Annotated in this window: 17 protein-coding genes and 3 tRNA genes; 13 read left to right on the top strand and 7 right to left on the bottom strand. The window is 55.7% G+C overall.

Going from position 1 to position 16,035, the window contains the following annotated elements; all coding sequences use genetic code 11:
• Positions 1-275 precede the first annotated feature (275 nt).
• Positions 276-1,619 (top strand): PTS sugar transporter subunit IIC, encoded by a 1,344-nt coding sequence (locus tag CWM57_RS22750; protein ID WP_074387129.1) that lies wholly within the window; start codon positions 276-278, stop codon positions 1,617-1,619.
• 47 nt (positions 1,620-1,666) lie between these two features.
• Here CWM57_RS22750 and fhuF read toward each other — a convergent pair whose 3' ends face one another.
• From fhuF to CWM57_RS27920, 3 genes are all read right to left on the bottom strand, one after another.
• Complete coding sequence (gene fhuF, locus CWM57_RS22745) at positions 1,667-2,455, bottom strand: siderophore-iron reductase FhuF (RefSeq protein ID WP_100676414.1); 789 nt, start codon at positions 2,453-2,455, stop codon at positions 1,667-1,669.
• 111 nt (positions 2,456-2,566) lie between these two features.
• Positions 2,567-3,613: a GGDEF domain-containing protein gene (locus tag CWM57_RS22740; protein WP_061155851.1), complete on the bottom strand. Its 1,047-nt coding sequence runs from the start codon at positions 3,611-3,613 to the stop codon at positions 2,567-2,569.
• 23 nt (positions 3,614-3,636) lie between these two features.
• Complete coding sequence (locus CWM57_RS27920; protein ID WP_226682212.1) at positions 3,637-3,774, bottom strand: hypothetical protein; 138 nt, start codon at positions 3,772-3,774, stop codon at positions 3,637-3,639.
• Between the two features lie 102 nt (positions 3,775-3,876).
• Between CWM57_RS27920 and CWM57_RS22730 the strand changes: the two genes are divergently transcribed.
• Entirely contained in the window at positions 3,877-4,116 is a 240-nt protein-coding gene (locus tag CWM57_RS22730) for a DUF1435 domain-containing protein (protein WP_077268433.1), read from the top strand.
• 21 nt (positions 4,117-4,137) lie between these two features.
• Here CWM57_RS22730 and CWM57_RS22725 read toward each other — a convergent pair.
• From CWM57_RS22725 to rsmC, 4 genes are all read right to left on the bottom strand, one after another.
• Positions 4,138-4,224: transfer RNA gene (locus CWM57_RS22725), tRNA-Leu, on the bottom strand.
• 31 nt (positions 4,225-4,255) lie between these two features.
• Positions 4,256-4,342, bottom strand: a tRNA-Leu gene (locus CWM57_RS22720).
• Between the two features lie 28 nt (positions 4,343-4,370).
• A tRNA-Leu gene (locus CWM57_RS22715) sits at positions 4,371-4,457 on the bottom strand.
• 170 nt (positions 4,458-4,627) lie between these two features.
• The gene (gene rsmC / locus CWM57_RS22710; protein WP_074387122.1) at positions 4,628-5,656 is read right to left on the bottom strand and encodes a 16S rRNA (guanine(1207)-N(2))-methyltransferase RsmC; all 1,029 of its coding nucleotides are present in this window, start codon (positions 5,654-5,656) and stop codon (positions 4,628-4,630) included.
• Between the two features lie 102 nt (positions 5,657-5,758).
• Between rsmC and CWM57_RS22705 the strand changes: the two genes are divergently transcribed.
• The 11 genes from CWM57_RS22705 to deoB all read left to right on the top strand — a co-directional run bounded on the left by CWM57_RS22705 (position 5,759) and on the right by deoB (position 16,006).
• Complete coding sequence (locus CWM57_RS22705) at positions 5,759-6,172, top strand: DNA polymerase III subunit psi (RefSeq protein ID WP_074387121.1); 414 nt, start codon at positions 5,759-5,761, stop codon at positions 6,170-6,172.
• Entirely contained in the window at positions 6,141-6,587 is a 447-nt protein-coding gene (gene rimI / locus CWM57_RS22700) for a ribosomal protein S18-alanine N-acetyltransferase (RefSeq protein ID WP_100676413.1), read from the top strand. The genes CWM57_RS22705 and rimI overlap by 32 nt, the downstream gene beginning before the upstream one ends.
• Positions 6,588-6,601: 14 nt before the next feature.
• Positions 6,602-7,279 (top strand): pyrimidine 5'-nucleotidase, encoded by a 678-nt coding sequence (gene yjjG, locus CWM57_RS22695; RefSeq protein WP_061155848.1) that lies wholly within the window; start codon positions 6,602-6,604, stop codon positions 7,277-7,279.
• Positions 7,280-7,369: 90 nt separating this feature from the next.
• A complete protein-coding gene (gene prfC / locus CWM57_RS22690) occupies positions 7,370-8,959 on the top strand; it encodes a peptide chain release factor 3 (protein WP_074387119.1) in 1,590 nt (529 codons plus the stop codon).
• Between the two features lie 219 nt (positions 8,960-9,178).
• Positions 9,179-9,799 carry a molecular chaperone OsmY gene (osmY, locus tag CWM57_RS22685; protein WP_048267429.1) on the top strand — a complete coding sequence of 207 codons (621 nt, stop codon included), beginning with the start codon at positions 9,179-9,181 and terminating at the stop codon, positions 9,797-9,799.
• A gap of 129 nt (positions 9,800-9,928) precedes the next feature.
• On the top strand, positions 9,929-10,090 hold the full coding sequence (locus tag CWM57_RS22680; protein ID WP_002887716.1) for a DUF1328 domain-containing protein: 162 nt from the start codon (positions 9,929-9,931) through the stop codon (positions 10,088-10,090).
• A 153-nt stretch (positions 10,091-10,243) separates the two neighbouring features.
• Positions 10,244-11,317 carry a patatin family protein gene (locus CWM57_RS22675; RefSeq protein ID WP_074387118.1) on the top strand — a complete coding sequence of 358 codons (1,074 nt, stop codon included), beginning with the start codon at positions 10,244-10,246 and terminating at the stop codon, positions 11,315-11,317.
• A complete protein-coding gene (locus CWM57_RS22670; protein WP_074387117.1) occupies positions 11,314-12,099 on the top strand; it encodes a TatD family hydrolase in 786 nt (261 codons plus the stop codon). The genes CWM57_RS22675 and CWM57_RS22670 overlap by 4 nt, the downstream gene beginning before the upstream one ends.
• A gap of 415 nt (positions 12,100-12,514) precedes the next feature.
• A complete protein-coding gene (gene deoC, locus CWM57_RS22665; protein ID WP_015368381.1) occupies positions 12,515-13,294 on the top strand; it encodes a deoxyribose-phosphate aldolase in 780 nt (259 codons plus the stop codon).
• Between the two features lie 113 nt (positions 13,295-13,407).
• Entirely contained in the window at positions 13,408-14,730 is a 1,323-nt protein-coding gene (gene deoA, locus CWM57_RS22660; RefSeq protein ID WP_074387116.1) for a thymidine phosphorylase, read from the top strand.
• A gap of 52 nt (positions 14,731-14,782) precedes the next feature.
• Entirely contained in the window at positions 14,783-16,006 is a 1,224-nt protein-coding gene (deoB, locus tag CWM57_RS22655; RefSeq protein ID WP_012542922.1) for a phosphopentomutase, read from the top strand.
• Positions 16,007-16,035 lie beyond the last annotated feature (29 nt).

Genomic DNA, 16,035 nt, shown 5'->3' with positions numbered 1-16,035 from the left:
AACAGCGCGGACAATCCAGATTCTTTCTATTTTGTCGATCTCCTTCACATTCACCGTAACCGGTTACTGTAACCGGTTGCGGTTGGGCGCGTAGAGATGAATACTGGAACAGTCACTTCTCACTTTATTTATAACATAAGAGCCGTGTATGAATCGTTGCGTCATGAGCAGTATAGCCGGTAATCCATCAACGGCCTGCTGCATCAAAAACGGTCATCGTAACGGCAGGGTAATCGTTGTTGGGCCAGTATCAATAGCCTGTCAGGAGGGCTACTATGTCTGCTAACCATGCTGCGTTTAATTTGATATTTCGCTTTGTAGAAAATTACATAAGCCCCATAGCAGGGCGGATCTCATCGCAGCGTCACGTCATGGCTATCCGTGACGGTTTTATCTCAGCGATGCCATTTATGATCGTCGGATCGTTCCTGCTGGTGTTTGCTTATCCACCTTTCTCACCGGATACCACCTGGGGTTTTGCCCGCGCCTGGCTGGATCTGGCAAAAGAGTTTGAGGGACGAATTCTGACCCCCTTTGACATGACGATGGGGATCATGTCGATCTACATCTGCGCGGCGATCTCTTATAACCTCGGTAAACACTACGAGAAATCCAATCAGCTTGATCCCTTTATGTGCGCAATGTTGTCGATCATGGCCTTTTTGTTGGTTGCCGCGCCGAAGACGCAGGGTACGCTACCAGTGGATAGCCTCGGCGGGACGGGGATCTTTACCGCCATTCTGGTGGCGATCTACTGCGTGGAGATGATGCGTTTTCTTAAGGCGCATAATATCGGCATTCGCTTGCCGGATCAGGTTCCGCCGATGATCAAAAACTCGTTTGATCTGTTGATCCCGGTGCTGGTGGTCGTGCTGACGCTCTATCCGCTGAGTCTGTTTATCCAGCACCATTTTGACATGCTGATCCCGCAGGCCATTATGGCCATCTTCAAACCGCTGGTTTCGGCAGCCGACTCTCTACCGGCAATTCTGCTGGCGGTGCTTATTGGCCACCTGCTGTGGTTTGCCGGGATCCACGGCGCCGCGATTGTCTCCGGGATGCTGCAGATGTTCTGGCTGACCAACCTTGGTATGAACCAGCAGGCGCTGGCCCAGGGGGCGCCTCTGCCGCATATCTTCATGGAGGCGTTCTGGACATTCTTCATTGTGGTTGGTGGGTCCGGGGCGACCATGGGGCTGGTGTTCTGTTATCTGCGTAGCCGCTCAGCACATTTGCGCTCCATTGGCCGTCTGAGCGTGGTGCCAAGCCTGTTTAACATTAACGAGCCGGTTATCTTTGGGACGCCTATCGTCATGAATCCGGTGTTCTTTATTCCGTTCCTGCTGGCGCCAATGGTGAACGCGGTGCTGGCCTGGGCAGCAATGAAGCTGGATCTGATTGGCCGCGTTATCTCGGTGGTACCGTGGACGGCGCCAGCACCGATTGGCGGCGCCTGGGCGCTGGGCTGGGATTTCCGGGCGGCGGTTCTGGTGATTGTTCTGGCCTGCGTGTCGGCGATTATCTACTTCCCGTTCTTTAAGGTGTATGAGAAACAACTGCTTGCTCAGGAAGCGGAAGAGGCCGAACGGGCGGAGCAGGAGAGTCAGCAAATCGCATAACTCGTGAGCGGGCGGCGGCGGCCGCCCGTTTTATGACGGGCAGGGGGTTATTTCAGCGTGCAGTCGCCGCACTGTTGGACATCCGGCAGGCGATAGCGCTGGCAGCAGGTGCGTCGGACTAACTGCCCTTCACGCAGCACCACCGTTCGCCACAGCGGGTTATCCTGACCATCGGCGAGCTGTTTTTCAAAGAAGCAGTGCTGACGCAGAGCGGCGACCTGCTCATCGCCTAGCAGCGTGCGCATTTCACCTAAATACCAGTTGATCAGATAGCCGGTATTACTCCAGATAAGTTTGCCATTGATCTCGCCCGTCGCTTCCAGCGTCTCAACCACCGGCTGCAGGGTACGAATCACAAGGGCTTCCATCCGCGCCGGCGATGAAAGCGCTGCTATCCTGGCATCGCTATGCACGTCAATCCAGAAGCAGGCAGCCCGGCCGCTCTCGTGAAATTCGACATGGAAATGTTCTGGCGCCAGGCTGAGTCCCTGCGGTTCATTAAGCAGCGCCAGCATCAGCGGCGGCACCAGCAGACCAATATACCACTGGGCCCAGAGTGAGAGCAGGGGCTTCTGTTCACGCGGCTGCGTGGGTTGATGACGGTAGATGTGATCGGACCAGGTGGCCAGCAGGGAGCGTAACGCGGTGGGTTGCGACCACTCGGCGAGCGTTAACGCATGCGGCGGGGCAGGTTCATCCAGACGCAGGAAATCCAGCAGATGAGGGCGCAGGGCAGTGATTTTTTCCCGAATACTCTCCGCCAGCGCATGCTCAGCCGTCGGGAAGGGAGCCCGCCAGATAAGTTCATCGCTAAGAGAAAGGGAGCGCCAGGCCATTTGATTTCCAGATACAAATCTAAATGATAATGATTCCCGATATTAGTTGTTTGCAGGCGGCATGGCAAGGAGTTTGTCGGCGCCGCGATACCGCGGCGCGCGAAGGTAAAGCTAACTGGCAAGAATAATATTGCGTCCTTTATTTTTGGCCTCATACAGTGCGCCGTCAGCTCGTTCCAGCGCTTGCTCAATGTTGTCATCAATTAACGGCGTCAGACCAATGCTGATGGTGACGTTGGTGGCGACACTTTCATTAAACATATGCGGGATCTTCAGATCATAGACCCGCTGACGAATGCGTTCGGCAGCCTGCCAGGCGGTTTCCTCGCTGCTGTTGGTCAGCAGCACCATAAACTCTTCCCCACCAAAGCGAGCGACAATATCGCGCGAGCGCACGGCGTTGCGGATCGCGGCAGAGACGCGAATCAGCGCCTGGTCGCCCATCATATGGCCATAGTGGTCGTTATAAGCTTTAAAGTGATCGATATCGAGGAGCAGCACAAAGTGGTTGTCGCCGTCCAGCGCCAGCAGGGTGTCGAGGCGGTTCTGCAGCCCGCGGCGATTATATAAACCGGTCAGGGGGTCCAGCATACTGAGATCGTTGAGCGTGTTGCGTTCCTGCATCAGTTTATCCATTAATCCTTGTGTGAAGGCATCGTTGCGCTTCTGGATAATATTTTGCAGGGTAATACCGGCAATAGGCAGCACAAAACAGTAGGTCATGCGCAACCATTGTTCCCCCTCTGACATTATCAGGCAGACAAGGAAAGTCGGTAAAGAGTGAAGGGTAAAGGCAGTGATATTATTGGAAAAAGCGATGGTGCCGATAAACAGAATGCTTAATAGGGCGATCACCAGATAGTTAAAATGTGGCGGTGTCAATAGCATCGCTTTTGCCACCACGTGCCATGCCCAGAGCATACCAAATAACAATGAGATAGCCGGAATATTTATTTTCGCTTGCGGCCATTTCCAGTGCCAGAGCAGCAACAGCCCGCTGCAGGCCACGATCAGGGCACAGGGCAGCGTAAAACGAACTACCGTAAATAGTGGGCTGACCAGCGACAGAGTGGAGGAAATGAAATTAAGCAGTAAAAAAAGCCGTAAAGAATATTGATATTTTTGTGCGTAGTGTGCTCGCCAGGTTTGTGCAGTCATATCGGAAGAATCATTATTAGTCGTTAAATTTCAAAATGATGAAAGCCAAAAATGAAGAGTCTGATAACAATGTGCAAAAAAAGGTTATTTGCAAAATAAGCAAAATATTTAATATATATCGGTAATCCGCTTAATTTATCACCTTCATGAATGTATGTCATTACCGCGAACGTAAAGAATAAGCTGCGGGCGCAGGGTAAATGACAAATGATAAAAATTATCATATGATATTGGTTATCATTATCGATATGAGAGGTGAAGCCATGTTGCAGCGAGCATTAGGGAGTGGTTGGGGGGTGGTGGTTCCCGGCGGGCTGATTGCCGCTCTCGGGTATGCCGGGGTATCGGCCGATGTGTGGCGAGCGCTGGTCGCGGTGGGCATGCTGATGTCCGCGGCGATGATATGGCATCGCCAACTGCGCCATTTTATCCTGTTGCCATCTTGCGTTGCATTGATTGGTGGAATAATGCTGATGATTCTGGATGTCAAACTGAGGGGATAATGCCAGAAGAGAGAAGAATATTGGTGCGAGGGGGGGGACTTGAACCCCCACGTCCGTAAGGACACTAACACCTGAAGCTAGCGCGTCTACCAATTCCGCCACCTTCGCACAGTATTCTTTCTTTAGGATATTGCCTCGTTGGTGCGAGGGGGGGGACTTGAACCCCCACGTCCGTAAGGACACTAACACCTGAAGCTAGCGCGTCTACCAATTCCGCCACCTTCGCCCAGTGCGAGCAATATCTTCGTGGATTATGGTGCGAGGGGGGGGACTTGAACCCCCACGTCCGTAAGGACACTAACACCTGAAGCTAGCGCGTCTACCAATTCCGCCACCTTCGCATACCATCGACACTATGAAAGTATCGTTACCACGGAGGCGCATTCTAGTGGTTTTCGGCGGCACGTCAATAGTTAATTATGCAGGTTGTATCGATTGCTGCAAAAATGGGCGGGTTTGCCTGGAGGAAGCGCCAGCGGTACCCGAATGGGTCGCTGGCGCGAGAAGGCGATTATTTTTTCGCCTGGCGGGTCATGATGGTGCGATAGACCTTAAAGCGTCCTGTCTGGGCGATCACCTCATGGAAGCCGAACATCTCATCCAGCACCTGGGGATATGGCAGGAAGGCGTTAGCGACAATGCGCAGTTCGCCGCCGCTGTTCAGATGGCGAACTGCGCCGCGGATCAGCGCCTGGGCCGCTTCGAGGCTGGTCTGCAGTCCGTCATGGAATGGCGGGTTGGAGATAATCATATCGAACCGGCCATTGACCTCGGAGAAGACGTTGCTGGCAAACACATCGCCTGCAAAACCATTAGCGGCAAGTGTCGCGCGGCTGGCTTCAACTGCCGGGGCGCTGACGTCGCACAGGGTCAGACGCACCTTCGGCGAATGGCTGGCCAACACCGCGGCCAGTACGCCAGCGCCGCAGCCGACGTCCAGCACTTTCCCTTTGGTATGCGGCTCGAGAGTGGACAGCAGCAGCTGACTGCCGACGTCCAGACCGTCGCGACTAAACACGCCAGGCAGCGTTTTAATTGTCAGATTATCCAGCGCATACTCGCCCCAGAATGCTTCGGCGTCGAAGGTTGGCTGCTTTTCCAGACGGCCATGATAGAGACCACAGCGACGGGCGCTGTCGATTTTATTCAGCGGGGCATACTCGGCCAGCATTTGCTCTGCGCTGCGAACGCCGCTACGGTTTTCCCCAACGACGAAAATATCGATTCCCACTGGCAGCAGAGAGAGCAGGTTCATCAGCTGGAACTGCGCCTCGGGTTTGTTCTTCGGCCAGTAGTAGATCAGGGTGTCGCAATCGGCGACGTCGGTGGCCTCGGCCACTAAGCTAAAACGGACGTTGTCACCCATCTGACGGTTCAGGACCTGCCAGTGGTGGAACTGTTGGGTATGAGCGCGGCTGGCCGCGGTATCCAGACGCGCAGGCAGGTCATCCTGCAGGTCACCGGCAAACAGAACGCGGGCGGACTCGAAATCATCACTGTGGCGCAGCAAGACTTCACTTGCCGGGGTAAAAGCGGACATGAAACACTCCTTCATTAAGACTGGCGCCGATTATAGTAGTTTGTTGGCGCAGATACGACGGATTTGCTATATTGCGCGCTTGTTTACCAGGAGTGTTTCGCTATGACATCCCGACGAGACTGGCAATTACAGCAGCTGGGCATTACCCAGTGGGCGCTGCGCCGACCGGGGGCGTTGCAGGGCGAAATCGCTATCTCGCTTCCTGAACATATTCGTCTGGTGATGGTGGCAGAAACCCCGCCGTCGCTGACAGAGCCGCTGATTGGCGACATATTACGCGCGCTGGCCGTGACGCCAGATCAGGTCCTGCAGCTTACCCCCGAGCGGGTGGCGATGCTGCCGCAAGACAGCCGTTGCAACAGCTGGCGGTTGGGCACAGAGGCGTCGCTGCCGCTGGCGGGCGCCCAGGTGTCCACCCCCGCTTTTGATGAACTTCAGACCAGCGCGCCCGCTCGCAGGGCGCTCTGGCAACAAATCTGCGCACATGAACACGATTTCTACCCTCAGCACGGCTGATTTATCCCACGCCTGGCAAATCGAAAAACGCGCCCACGCTTTCCCGTGGAGCGAACAGACCTTTGCCAGCAATCAGGGTGAACGTTATCTGAATTACCAACTGGCAGTGGATGGGGAAATGGCGGCGTTCGCCATTACTCAGATAGTCCTCGATGAAGCGACGCTGTTTAACATCGCGGTCGACCCGCCATACCAGCGCCGTGGCCTGGGACGGGAACTGCTGGAACATGTTATTGATGAAGTTGAAAAACGCGGCGTCGTCACGCTGTGGCTGGAGGTGCGCGCTTCCAACGCTGCCGCCATTGCGCTCTATGAAAGCGTGGGCTTTAACGAAGCGACCATCCGCCGCAACTACTATCCGACGGTCGACGGGCGCGAAGACGCCATTATTATGGCTCTGCCAATCAGTATGTAAGACAAGGTGATACGATGAAATGGGACTGGATTTTCTTTGATGCCGATGAAACGTTGTTTTCGTTTGATTCTTTCAGCGGCTTACAGCGGATGTTTCTCGACTACAGCGTGACATTTACCGCCGAAGATTTTCAGGACTATCAGGCCGTGAATAAGCCGCTGTGGGTGGATTATCAAAACGGCGTCATCACCTCGCTGCAGCTGCAGCACCAGCGCTTTGACAGCTGGGCGGAACGTTTGAACGTTAAGCCGGGTGAGCTCAACGACGCGTTTATGAATGCGATGGCGGAAATCTGTGCCCCGCTGCCGGGGGCGGTCTCGCTGCTCAACGCGCTGCAGGGCAAGGTCAGGATGGGCATCATCACCAACGGTTTTACCTCGCTGCAGCAGACTCGTCTGGAACGCACAGGTTTACGCGATCACTTTGATTTACTGATTATTTCTGAAGAAGTCGGCGTCGCCAAGCCGGATGCGCGCATCTTCGATTACGCGCTGGCGCAGGCGGGTAACCCGTCGCGCGACAGGGTATTGATGGTCGGCGATACCGCCGAGTCGGATATCCGCGGCGGCGTCAATGCCGGACTGGCCACCTGCTGGTTGAATGCGCATCAGCAAACGCTGCCGGCAGACCTGCGGCCCGACTGGACGGTGACCTCGTTAAGCGAACTGGAGCAGCTCCTGTGTAAACACTGATTGCCTCCCCCCCATTGATGGGTAAAATAGCCGCAATTTTTCGTATTCCACATGCGCAGCCCGTTGCTGCGTTTACTTAGAAGATTAATTATGACGTTGTCTCCTTATCTGCAAGAGGTGGCCAAACGCCGCACTTTTGCCATTATTTCTCACCCGGATGCCGGTAAGACCACCATCACCGAAAAGGTGCTGCTGTTCGGACAGGCGATTCAGACCGCCGGTACCGTAAAAGGCCGTGGCTCCAGCCAGCATGCAAAGTCCGACTGGATGGAGATGGAAAAGCAGCGTGGGATCTCAATCACCACCTCGGTGATGCAGTTCCCGTATCACGACTGCCTGGTGAACCTGCTGGATACGCCGGGGCACGAAGACTTCTCCGAAGATACCTACCGTACTCTGACGGCGGTTGACTGCTGTCTGATGGTGATCGACGCGGCGAAAGGCGTTGAAGACCGGACCCGTAAGCTGATGGAAGTTACCCGTCTGCGCGACACGCCGATCCTCACCTTTATGAACAAACTCGACCGTGATATCCGCGATCCGATGGAGTTGCTGGATGAAGTTGAGAATGAGCTGAAAATCGGCTGCGCGCCGATTACCTGGCCTATCGGCTGCGGCAAGCTGTTCAAAGGCGTTTATCATCTCTACAAAGACGAAACCTACCTGTATCAGACCGGTAAAGGCCACACCATTCAGGAAGTGCGCATCGTGAAAGGGCTCAACAACCCGGAACTCGACGCGGCGGTGGGGGAAGACCTGGCGCAGCAGTTGCGCGACGAGCTGGAACTGGTGCAGGGCGCGTCAAACGAGTTCGATAAAGATCTGTTCCTGGCGGGCGAAATCACCCCGGTGTTCTTCGGGACCGCGTTAGGTAACTTCGGCGTTGACCATATGCTGGATGGCCTGGTGGAGTGGGCGCCGGCGCCGATGCCGCGTAACACCGATACGCGTGAAGTGACGGCCGCAGAAGAGAAATTCACCGGTTTCGTGTTTAAAATTCAGGCCAACATGGACCCGAAACACCGCGACCGCGTGGCCTTTATGCGTGTGGTGTCCGGCAAATATGAGAAAGGCATGAAGCTGCGTCAGGTGCGTATTGGCAAGGATGTGGTGATTTCCGACGCACTGACCTTTATGGCTGGCGACCGTTCTCACGTTGAAGAAGCGTATCCGGGCGATATCATCGGCCTGCATAACCACGGCACCATTCAGATTGGCGATACCTTCACCCAGGGCGAGATGATGAAGTTCACCGGTATTCCGAACTTCGCACCGGAACTGTTCCGTCGTATTCGCCTGAAGGATCCGCTGAAGCAGAAACAGCTGCTGAAAGGGCTGGTTCAGCTCTCTGAAGAGGGTGCGGTACAGGTCTTCCGTCCGATCGCCAATAACGATCTGATCGTCGGCGCCGTTGGTGTGCTGCAGTTTGACGTGGTGGTAGCGCGTCTGAAAAGCGAATACAACGTGGAAGCGATTTACGAATCGGTCAACGTGGCCACCGCGCGCTGGGTTGAATCCACGGATGTGAAGAAATTCGAAGAGTTTAAACGTAAAAACGAAGTTCAGCTGGCGCTGGATGGCGGCGATAACCTGACCTATATCGCCCCGACGATGGTCAACCTGAACCTGACGCAGGAGCGTTATCCTGACGTGGTGTTCCGCAAAACGCGCGAACACTAATCCCTGATGAAGCGCGGCATAGCCCGCGCTTTTTTCTTCCCAGGCCCGCGTTTCCCTCCTTCTGGAAAGTTCTTAAAACACCGCTAATTCGTCTGTTTTTTGTCCATATCATCCGCAACCCCTTCGTCTGTCTACTATATTTAATTCGTGATTTTAAAAATGCTGGCGTAATTCACTGCTTTCAAACGCCAGCGCTGGTGAAAAAACGAGGACATCACGATGACCAGACTAAAGAATGCCAATATGTTGCTGGCGCTCTTCTTAGGCTTAGCCGCGTTGAACGCCTCGGCAGAGACGGAAAAAACAACGGTAGACAGTGCGAAGTCGGCTGCCAGCAATGCGGGAGAGGCGGTAGACAATTCGATTAACAAAGTCGGCGATTTTATGGATGACAGCACCATTACCGCGCGGGTAAAAGCGGCGCTGATCGACCATAAAGATATTAACTCCGGCGATATCTCGGTGAAAACGGAAAACAAAGTGGTCACCCTCAGTGGCAACGTCAACAGCGCTGAGCAGAAAAGCCAGGCACTGAGCGTAGCGAAAGGGGTCGAAGGCGTCTCTCGCGTCGACGATAAGCTGAAGGTCCATCACACCTCATCGAGTGAGACAGCGACGCTGAAAGGGTATGCCGGGGATACCGCCATTACCAGTGAAGTGAAAGCCAAGCTGCTGGCGGATGATATTGTTCCTTCACGCAATGTGAAAGTTGAAACCAACGCCGGCGCGGTGCATCTGACCGGTACGGTGGCTTCCGCGGCGCAGGCGGAGCGTGCGGCAGAGATTGCGAAAGCGGTCTCCGGCGTGAAAAGTGTCCGCAACGATCTTAGCGTTAAGTAAATCGAGTTATTAACAAAAGTGTTGTCTGGCCAAGGTTGCCGAACGAATAGCAGCATCCACTGAGCGATGAGCTATACAGAAAGGGTGCGAAAACCGCTGTTCACCGTCCATTATGGTAAGGAGAAAAGTATGTTTCGATGGGGAATTATTTTTCTGGTCATTGCATTAATTGCTGCGGCCCTGGGCTTTGGTGGTCTGGCGGGTACTGCCGCTGGCGCCGCGAAAATCGTCTTTGTCGTCGGGATTATCCTGTTCCTGGTGAGCCTGTTTACAGGACGCAGACGTCCTTAGGCGGCCCACAATCCGGGCGATGCTGAAGCCTGAGCGTTTTTACTGACACGTCATCTTACACAAAGCCAGTCCTCCGGACTGGCTTTCGCGGTTTAAGCGACAGACAAATTGCGTTACTTTGTCAGGAGAAGACCAATCGAACAGGAAAGCAGGGTGGGGCAACGCATTCCCGTCACGCTGGGCAATATCGCCCCGCTGGCGGTTAAACCCTTTCGACCGGGCAAGCTGGCGCTGGTGTGCGAAGGGGGTGGTCAACGAGGGATTTTCACCGCCGGGGTGCTGGACGAATTCATGCGCGCCGGATTTAACCCCTTCGACATAATGCTGGGCACCTCCGCCGGCGCGCAAAATCTCTCTGCCTATATGTGTAATCAACAAGGGTATGCCCGTAAAGTCATTACCCGCTACACCACCTCACGCCAGTTTTTCGATCCGATGCGCTTTGTCCGCGGCGGCAACCTTATCGACCTCGACTGGCTGGTGGAGGCCACCTCACAGCAAATGCCGCTGGCCATGAACTACGCCGAAGCGCAGTTCGCGTTGGGGAAAGAGCTGTGGATGTGTGCCTGCCGCGGTGACGATTACTCTGCCAGCTATTTTTCGCCGACGCCGCAAACATGGCTGGACCTGATCCGCGCCTCCAGCGCCATCCCCGGCTTTTATCGCAGCGGCGTGTTGCTTGACGGCGTCAGCTACCTTGACGGCGGTATTAGCGATGCCGTCCCGGTGCAGGAGGCGGCCCGCCGTGGTGCGCAGACCATCGTGGTGATCCGTACCGTCCCCTCGCAGATGTTTTATACCCCGCAGTGGTTTAAGCGGATGGAGCGCTGGCTGGGGGAGAGCAGCCTACAGCCGCTGGTCAATCTGGTGCACCACCACGAAAACACTTACCGCGCTATCCAGCAGTTCATCGAGAAGCCGCCCGGTAAGCTGCGGATCTTCGAAATCTACCCGCAGCGGCCATTGCGCAGTATGGCACTTGGCAGTCGGCTGCCGGCGCTGCTGGAGGACTACAAAACCGGCCGTCAGTGTGGCCGCTATTTCCTGGCGACGGTAGGTAAACTGCTGGCTGATCGGCCGCCGCTGCTGCGCCATGCGCCGCGTATTGCCCGGCCTGCGCCGGTGGTGGTGCCGCCCGTACCGGTGGCCAATGAAGCGCCTCAGGCGACCATCATTCCTGCACCGCAGGCGAATGACGCCAGCTTTGATCATGAGGATCTGGCATGAGCCACCGTTTTATCGATACCCACTGCCACTTTGATTTTCCTCCCTTCGCCGAGGATGAAACCGCCAGCCTGGCGCGAGCGGCGCAGGCTGGTGTCGGGCAGATCATTGTCCCGGCTATCTCCGCTGCGCGTTTTAACCGGGTGCTGGCGCTGGCGGCGCAGCATGAGGCGCTGTACGCCGCGCTGGGCATGCATCCGATCGTCATTGAGCAGCATGCCGATGAGGGGCTGGCGCAGCTGGAGAAGTGTCTGTCCCTGCGCCCGCCAAAACTGGTGGCGGTGGGGGAGATTGGCCTCGATCTCTATCGCGACGATCCGCAGTTTGACCGTCAGCAAGCGCTGCTGGAGGAGCAACTGAGGCTGGCGAAGCGTTACGATCTGCCGGTTATCCTCCACTCCCGACGCACCCACGATAAGCTGGCGATGCTGCTGAAAAAACATGCCCTGCCGCGCACCGGCGTGGTACATGGCTTCGCCGGCAGCCTGCAGCAGGCCGAGCGCTTCGTTCAGCTCGGCTATAAGATTGGCGTTGGCGGCACCATTACCTATCCGCGCGCCAGCAAAACCCGTGAAGTGATGGCGCGTCTGCCACTTTCCGCGCTGCTGCTGGAGACCGATGCGCCGGATATGCCGCTGAATGGTTTTCAGGGCCAGCCGAACCGCCCTGAACAGGTGGCGCGCGTATTTGACGCGCTATGTGAACTGCGCGCGGAACCCGCACCGACGATTGAAGCCGCGATGATGGCGAATACAAAAAGCCTCTTTTCCGCGCTGACGGCCTAAGTTCCTCCTTTTCCGTCCGAGGCGAAGCAGGCTTCGGGTTGCGCCTGTTGTGATAATTCCATCATTTTTTATCCATCTAAAATTCTTTATATCTCAACAATAAAGTGTTGTTTATGGCGACGGCATGCACAAATTGTGCGCCGTGGCGTCGAGAAACTTCAGTGGAATATGTTAGAATAATAACATCATCACTCACTGCGCTTTGCCGGTTATGCTTAAACAGGACGTAAAGGTAAGCGTCGCGATAACTGATGATTAATTGTGACTTATATCACATTACAGTAATGCAAATTAGTAAGTGGTTTTCATTAACTGTGATGAATGTCGAAGTGTGGTGGCGAGTGGATGTTACAATAGTAACAGACTCGCAAGGTGAACAAACTATTGATCCGGCCTGACGCCGGCGGAGTATGAAATGACTGATTTAAAAGCAAGCAGCCTGCGCGCGTTAAAACTGATGGATCTGACCACTCTGAATGACGACGACACCAATGAGAAAGTCATTGCCCTGTGTCATCAGGCGAAAACCCCGGTGGGTAACACTGCGGCGGTGTGCATCTACCCGCGCTTCATCCCGATTGCCCGTAAAACGCTGAATGAGCAAGGGACGCCGGATATTCGCATCGCTACGGTCACCAACTTCCCACACGGTAATGACGATATCGACATTGCGCTGGCGGAAACCCGCGCAGCGATCGCTTACGGTGCCGATGAAGTGGACGTGGTCTTCCCGTACCGCGCGCTGATCGCCGGCAACGAGCAGGTTGGTTTCGACCTGGTGAAAGCCTGTAAAGAGGCTTGTGCGGCGGCCAACGTGCTGCTGAAAGTGATCATCGAAACCGGTGAGCTGAAAGAAGAAGCGCTGATCCGCAAAGCGTCTGAAATCTCTATCAAGGCAGGCGCTGACTTTATCAAAACTTCGACCGGTAAAGTGCCGGTGAATGCGACGCCGGAAAGTGCGCGCATCATGATGGAAGTGATCCGCGATATGGGCGTTGAGAAAACCGTTGGCTTCAAGCCTGCCGGCGGCGTACGCAGCGCGGAAGATGCGCAGCAGTTCCTGGCGATCGCAGATGAACTGTTCGGTGCCGACTGGGCCGATTCTCGTCACTATCGTTTTGGCGCATCCAGCCTGCTGGCTAGCCTGCTGAAAGCGCTCGGCCACGGCGACGGCAAGAGCGCCAGCAGCTACTAATCCCTTGATTTGCCGGATGGCGCTGCGCTTATCCGGCCTACGAATGGATGCCTGTAGGCCGGATAAGGCGTTCGAGCCATCATCCGGCAATTTATTCTCTTTGGGAGGTTACCGTGTTTCTCGCACAAGAAATTATTCGTAAAAAACGTGATGGTCATGCATTAAGCGATGAAGAGATCCGCTTTTTCATCAACGGCATCCGCGACAATACTATCTCAGAAGGACAGATCGCCGCGCTGGCGATGACCATTTTCTTCCACGATATGTCTATGCCGGAGCGTGTTTCGCTGACCATGGCGATGCGGGATTCCGGCACCGTTCTCAACTGGAAAAGCCTTAACCTCAACGGCCCGATCGTCGATAAACATTCCACCGGCGGCGTGGGTGACGTGACCTCGCTGATGCTGGGACCAATGGTGGCCGCCTGCGGCGGTTATGTACCGATGATCTCCGGGCGTGGTCTCGGCCATACCGGCGGTACGCTGGATAAACTGGAAGCGATCCCGGGCTTCGATATCTTCCCGGACGACAACCGCTTCCGCGAGATTATTAAAGATGTCGGCGTGGCGATTATCGGGCAGACCAGCTCGCTTGCTCCGGCCGACAAACGTTTCTACGCCACCCGCGATATTACCGCGACGGTGGACTCCATCCCGTTGATTACCGCCTCGATTCTGGCCAAGAAACTGGCGGAAGGGCTGGACGCGCTGGTGATGGACGTCAAAGTCGGCAGTGGTGCCTTTATGCCGACTTATGAACTCTCTGCCGCGCTGGCCGAAGCGATCGTGGGTGTTGCCAACGGCGCTGGCGTGCGTACCACAGCGCTGCTGACCGATATGAATCAGGTGCTGGCATCCAGCGCCGGCAACGCCGTTGAAGTTCGCGAAGCGGTGCAGTTCCTGACCGGCGAATATCGCAACCCACGCCTGTTCGACGTGACGATGGCGCTGTGTGTGGAAATGCTGATCTCCGGCAAGCTGGCGGCGGATGACGCCGAGGCGCGCGCGAAGCTGCAGGCGGTGCTGGATAACGGTAAAGCGGCGGAAGTCTTTGGCCGCATGGTCGCGGCGCAGAAAGGGCCGACCGACTTTGTCGAGAATTATGATCATTATCTACCGACGGCGATGCTGAGCAAAGCGGTCTATGCTGATACCGAAGGTTTTATTAGCGCGATGGATACTCGCGCGCTGGGAATGGCAGTGGTTTCTATGGGTGGCGGCCGCCGCCAGGCATCAGACACCATTGACTATAGCGTTGGCTTTACCGATATGGCGCGTCTGGGTGACCGCGTCGACGGACAGCGTCCGCTGGCGGTGATCCATGCCAAAGACGAGAACAGCTGGCAGGAGGCCGCGAAAGCGGTCAACGCGGCCATTAAACTGGACGATAAAGCCCCGGAAATTACACCGACAGTCTATCGCCGCATCACTGAATAGCGATATACTGATCTGATCGCTTTTTTGCAGCGCAAGATGTATGGAGAACAAGATGAAACGTGCATTTATCATGGTGCTGGACTCCTTTGGGATTGGTGCAACGGAAGACGCTGACCGCTTTGGCGACGTCGGCGCCGATACGATGGGCCACATTGCGGAAGCCTGCGCCAAAGGCGAGGCTGACAATGGCCGCAAAGGCCCGCTGAATTTACCGAATCTGACCCGTCTGGGTCTGGTGAAAGCGCATGAAGGTTCTACCGGTAAAATTGCCGCCGGAATGGATGGCAATGCCGAAGTGATTGGTGCCTATGCCTGGGCGCATGAACTCTCTTCTGGTAAAGATACGCCGTCCGGTCACTGGGAAATCGCCGGTGTGCCGGTGCTGTTTGACTGGGGCTACTTCAGCGATCATGAAAACAGCTTCCCGCAGGAGCTGCTGGATAAGCTGGTGAAGCGTGCGAACCTGCCGGGCTACCTCGGCAACTGCCACTCTTCCGGGACGGTGATCCTCGATCAACTGGGCGAAGAGCACATGAAAACCGGGAAACCGATTTTCTATACCTCTGCTGACTCGGTGTTCCAGATCGCCTGTCACGAAGAGACCTTTGGCCTCGACAAGCTGTATGAGCTGTGCGAAATCGCCCGCGAAGAGCTGACCGAAGGCGGCTACAACATTGGCCGCGTCATCGCCCGTCCGTTTATCGGCGATAAAGCCGGTAACTTCCAGCGTACCGGCAACCGTCACGACCTGGCGGTCGAGCCGCCGGCGCCGACCGTGCTGCAGAAGCTGGTTGACGAGAAAAACGGCCACGTGGTGTCCGTCGGTAAAATCGCCGACATCTACGCCAACTGCGGCATCACTAAGAAAGTGAAAGCCACCGGGCTGGACGCGCTGTTCGACGCGACCATCAAAGAGATGAAGGAAGCCGGCGACGAGACCATCGTCTTCACTAACTTCGTCGACTTTGACTCCTCCTGGGGCCACCGTCGCGATGTCGCCGGCTACGCAGCGGGTCTGGAGCTGTTCGACCGCCGTCTGCCGGAGCTGATGGAGCTGGTTGGCGAGGACGACATTCTGATCCTCACCGCCGACCACGGCTGCGACCCGACCTGGACCGGTACCGACCATACCCGCGAGCATATTCCGGTGCTGGTGTACGGCCCGAAAGTGAAACCGGGTTCGCTCGGTCACCGTGAAACCTTCGCGGACATCGGCCAGACTATTGCGAAATACTTTGGTACGTCTGACATGGAATATGGCAAAGCCATGTTCTGAGGTCATTGCCCGGTGGCGCACAGCGATCC

The organism is Klebsiella sp. G-Nf4 (assembly GCF_002810615.1).
Lineage (GTDB): Bacteria > Pseudomonadota > Gammaproteobacteria > Enterobacterales > Enterobacteriaceae > Klebsiella > Klebsiella variicola.
Note: the sequence above shows the minus strand (reverse complement) of the source record. Positions and strands in the feature narration are given on the sequence as shown.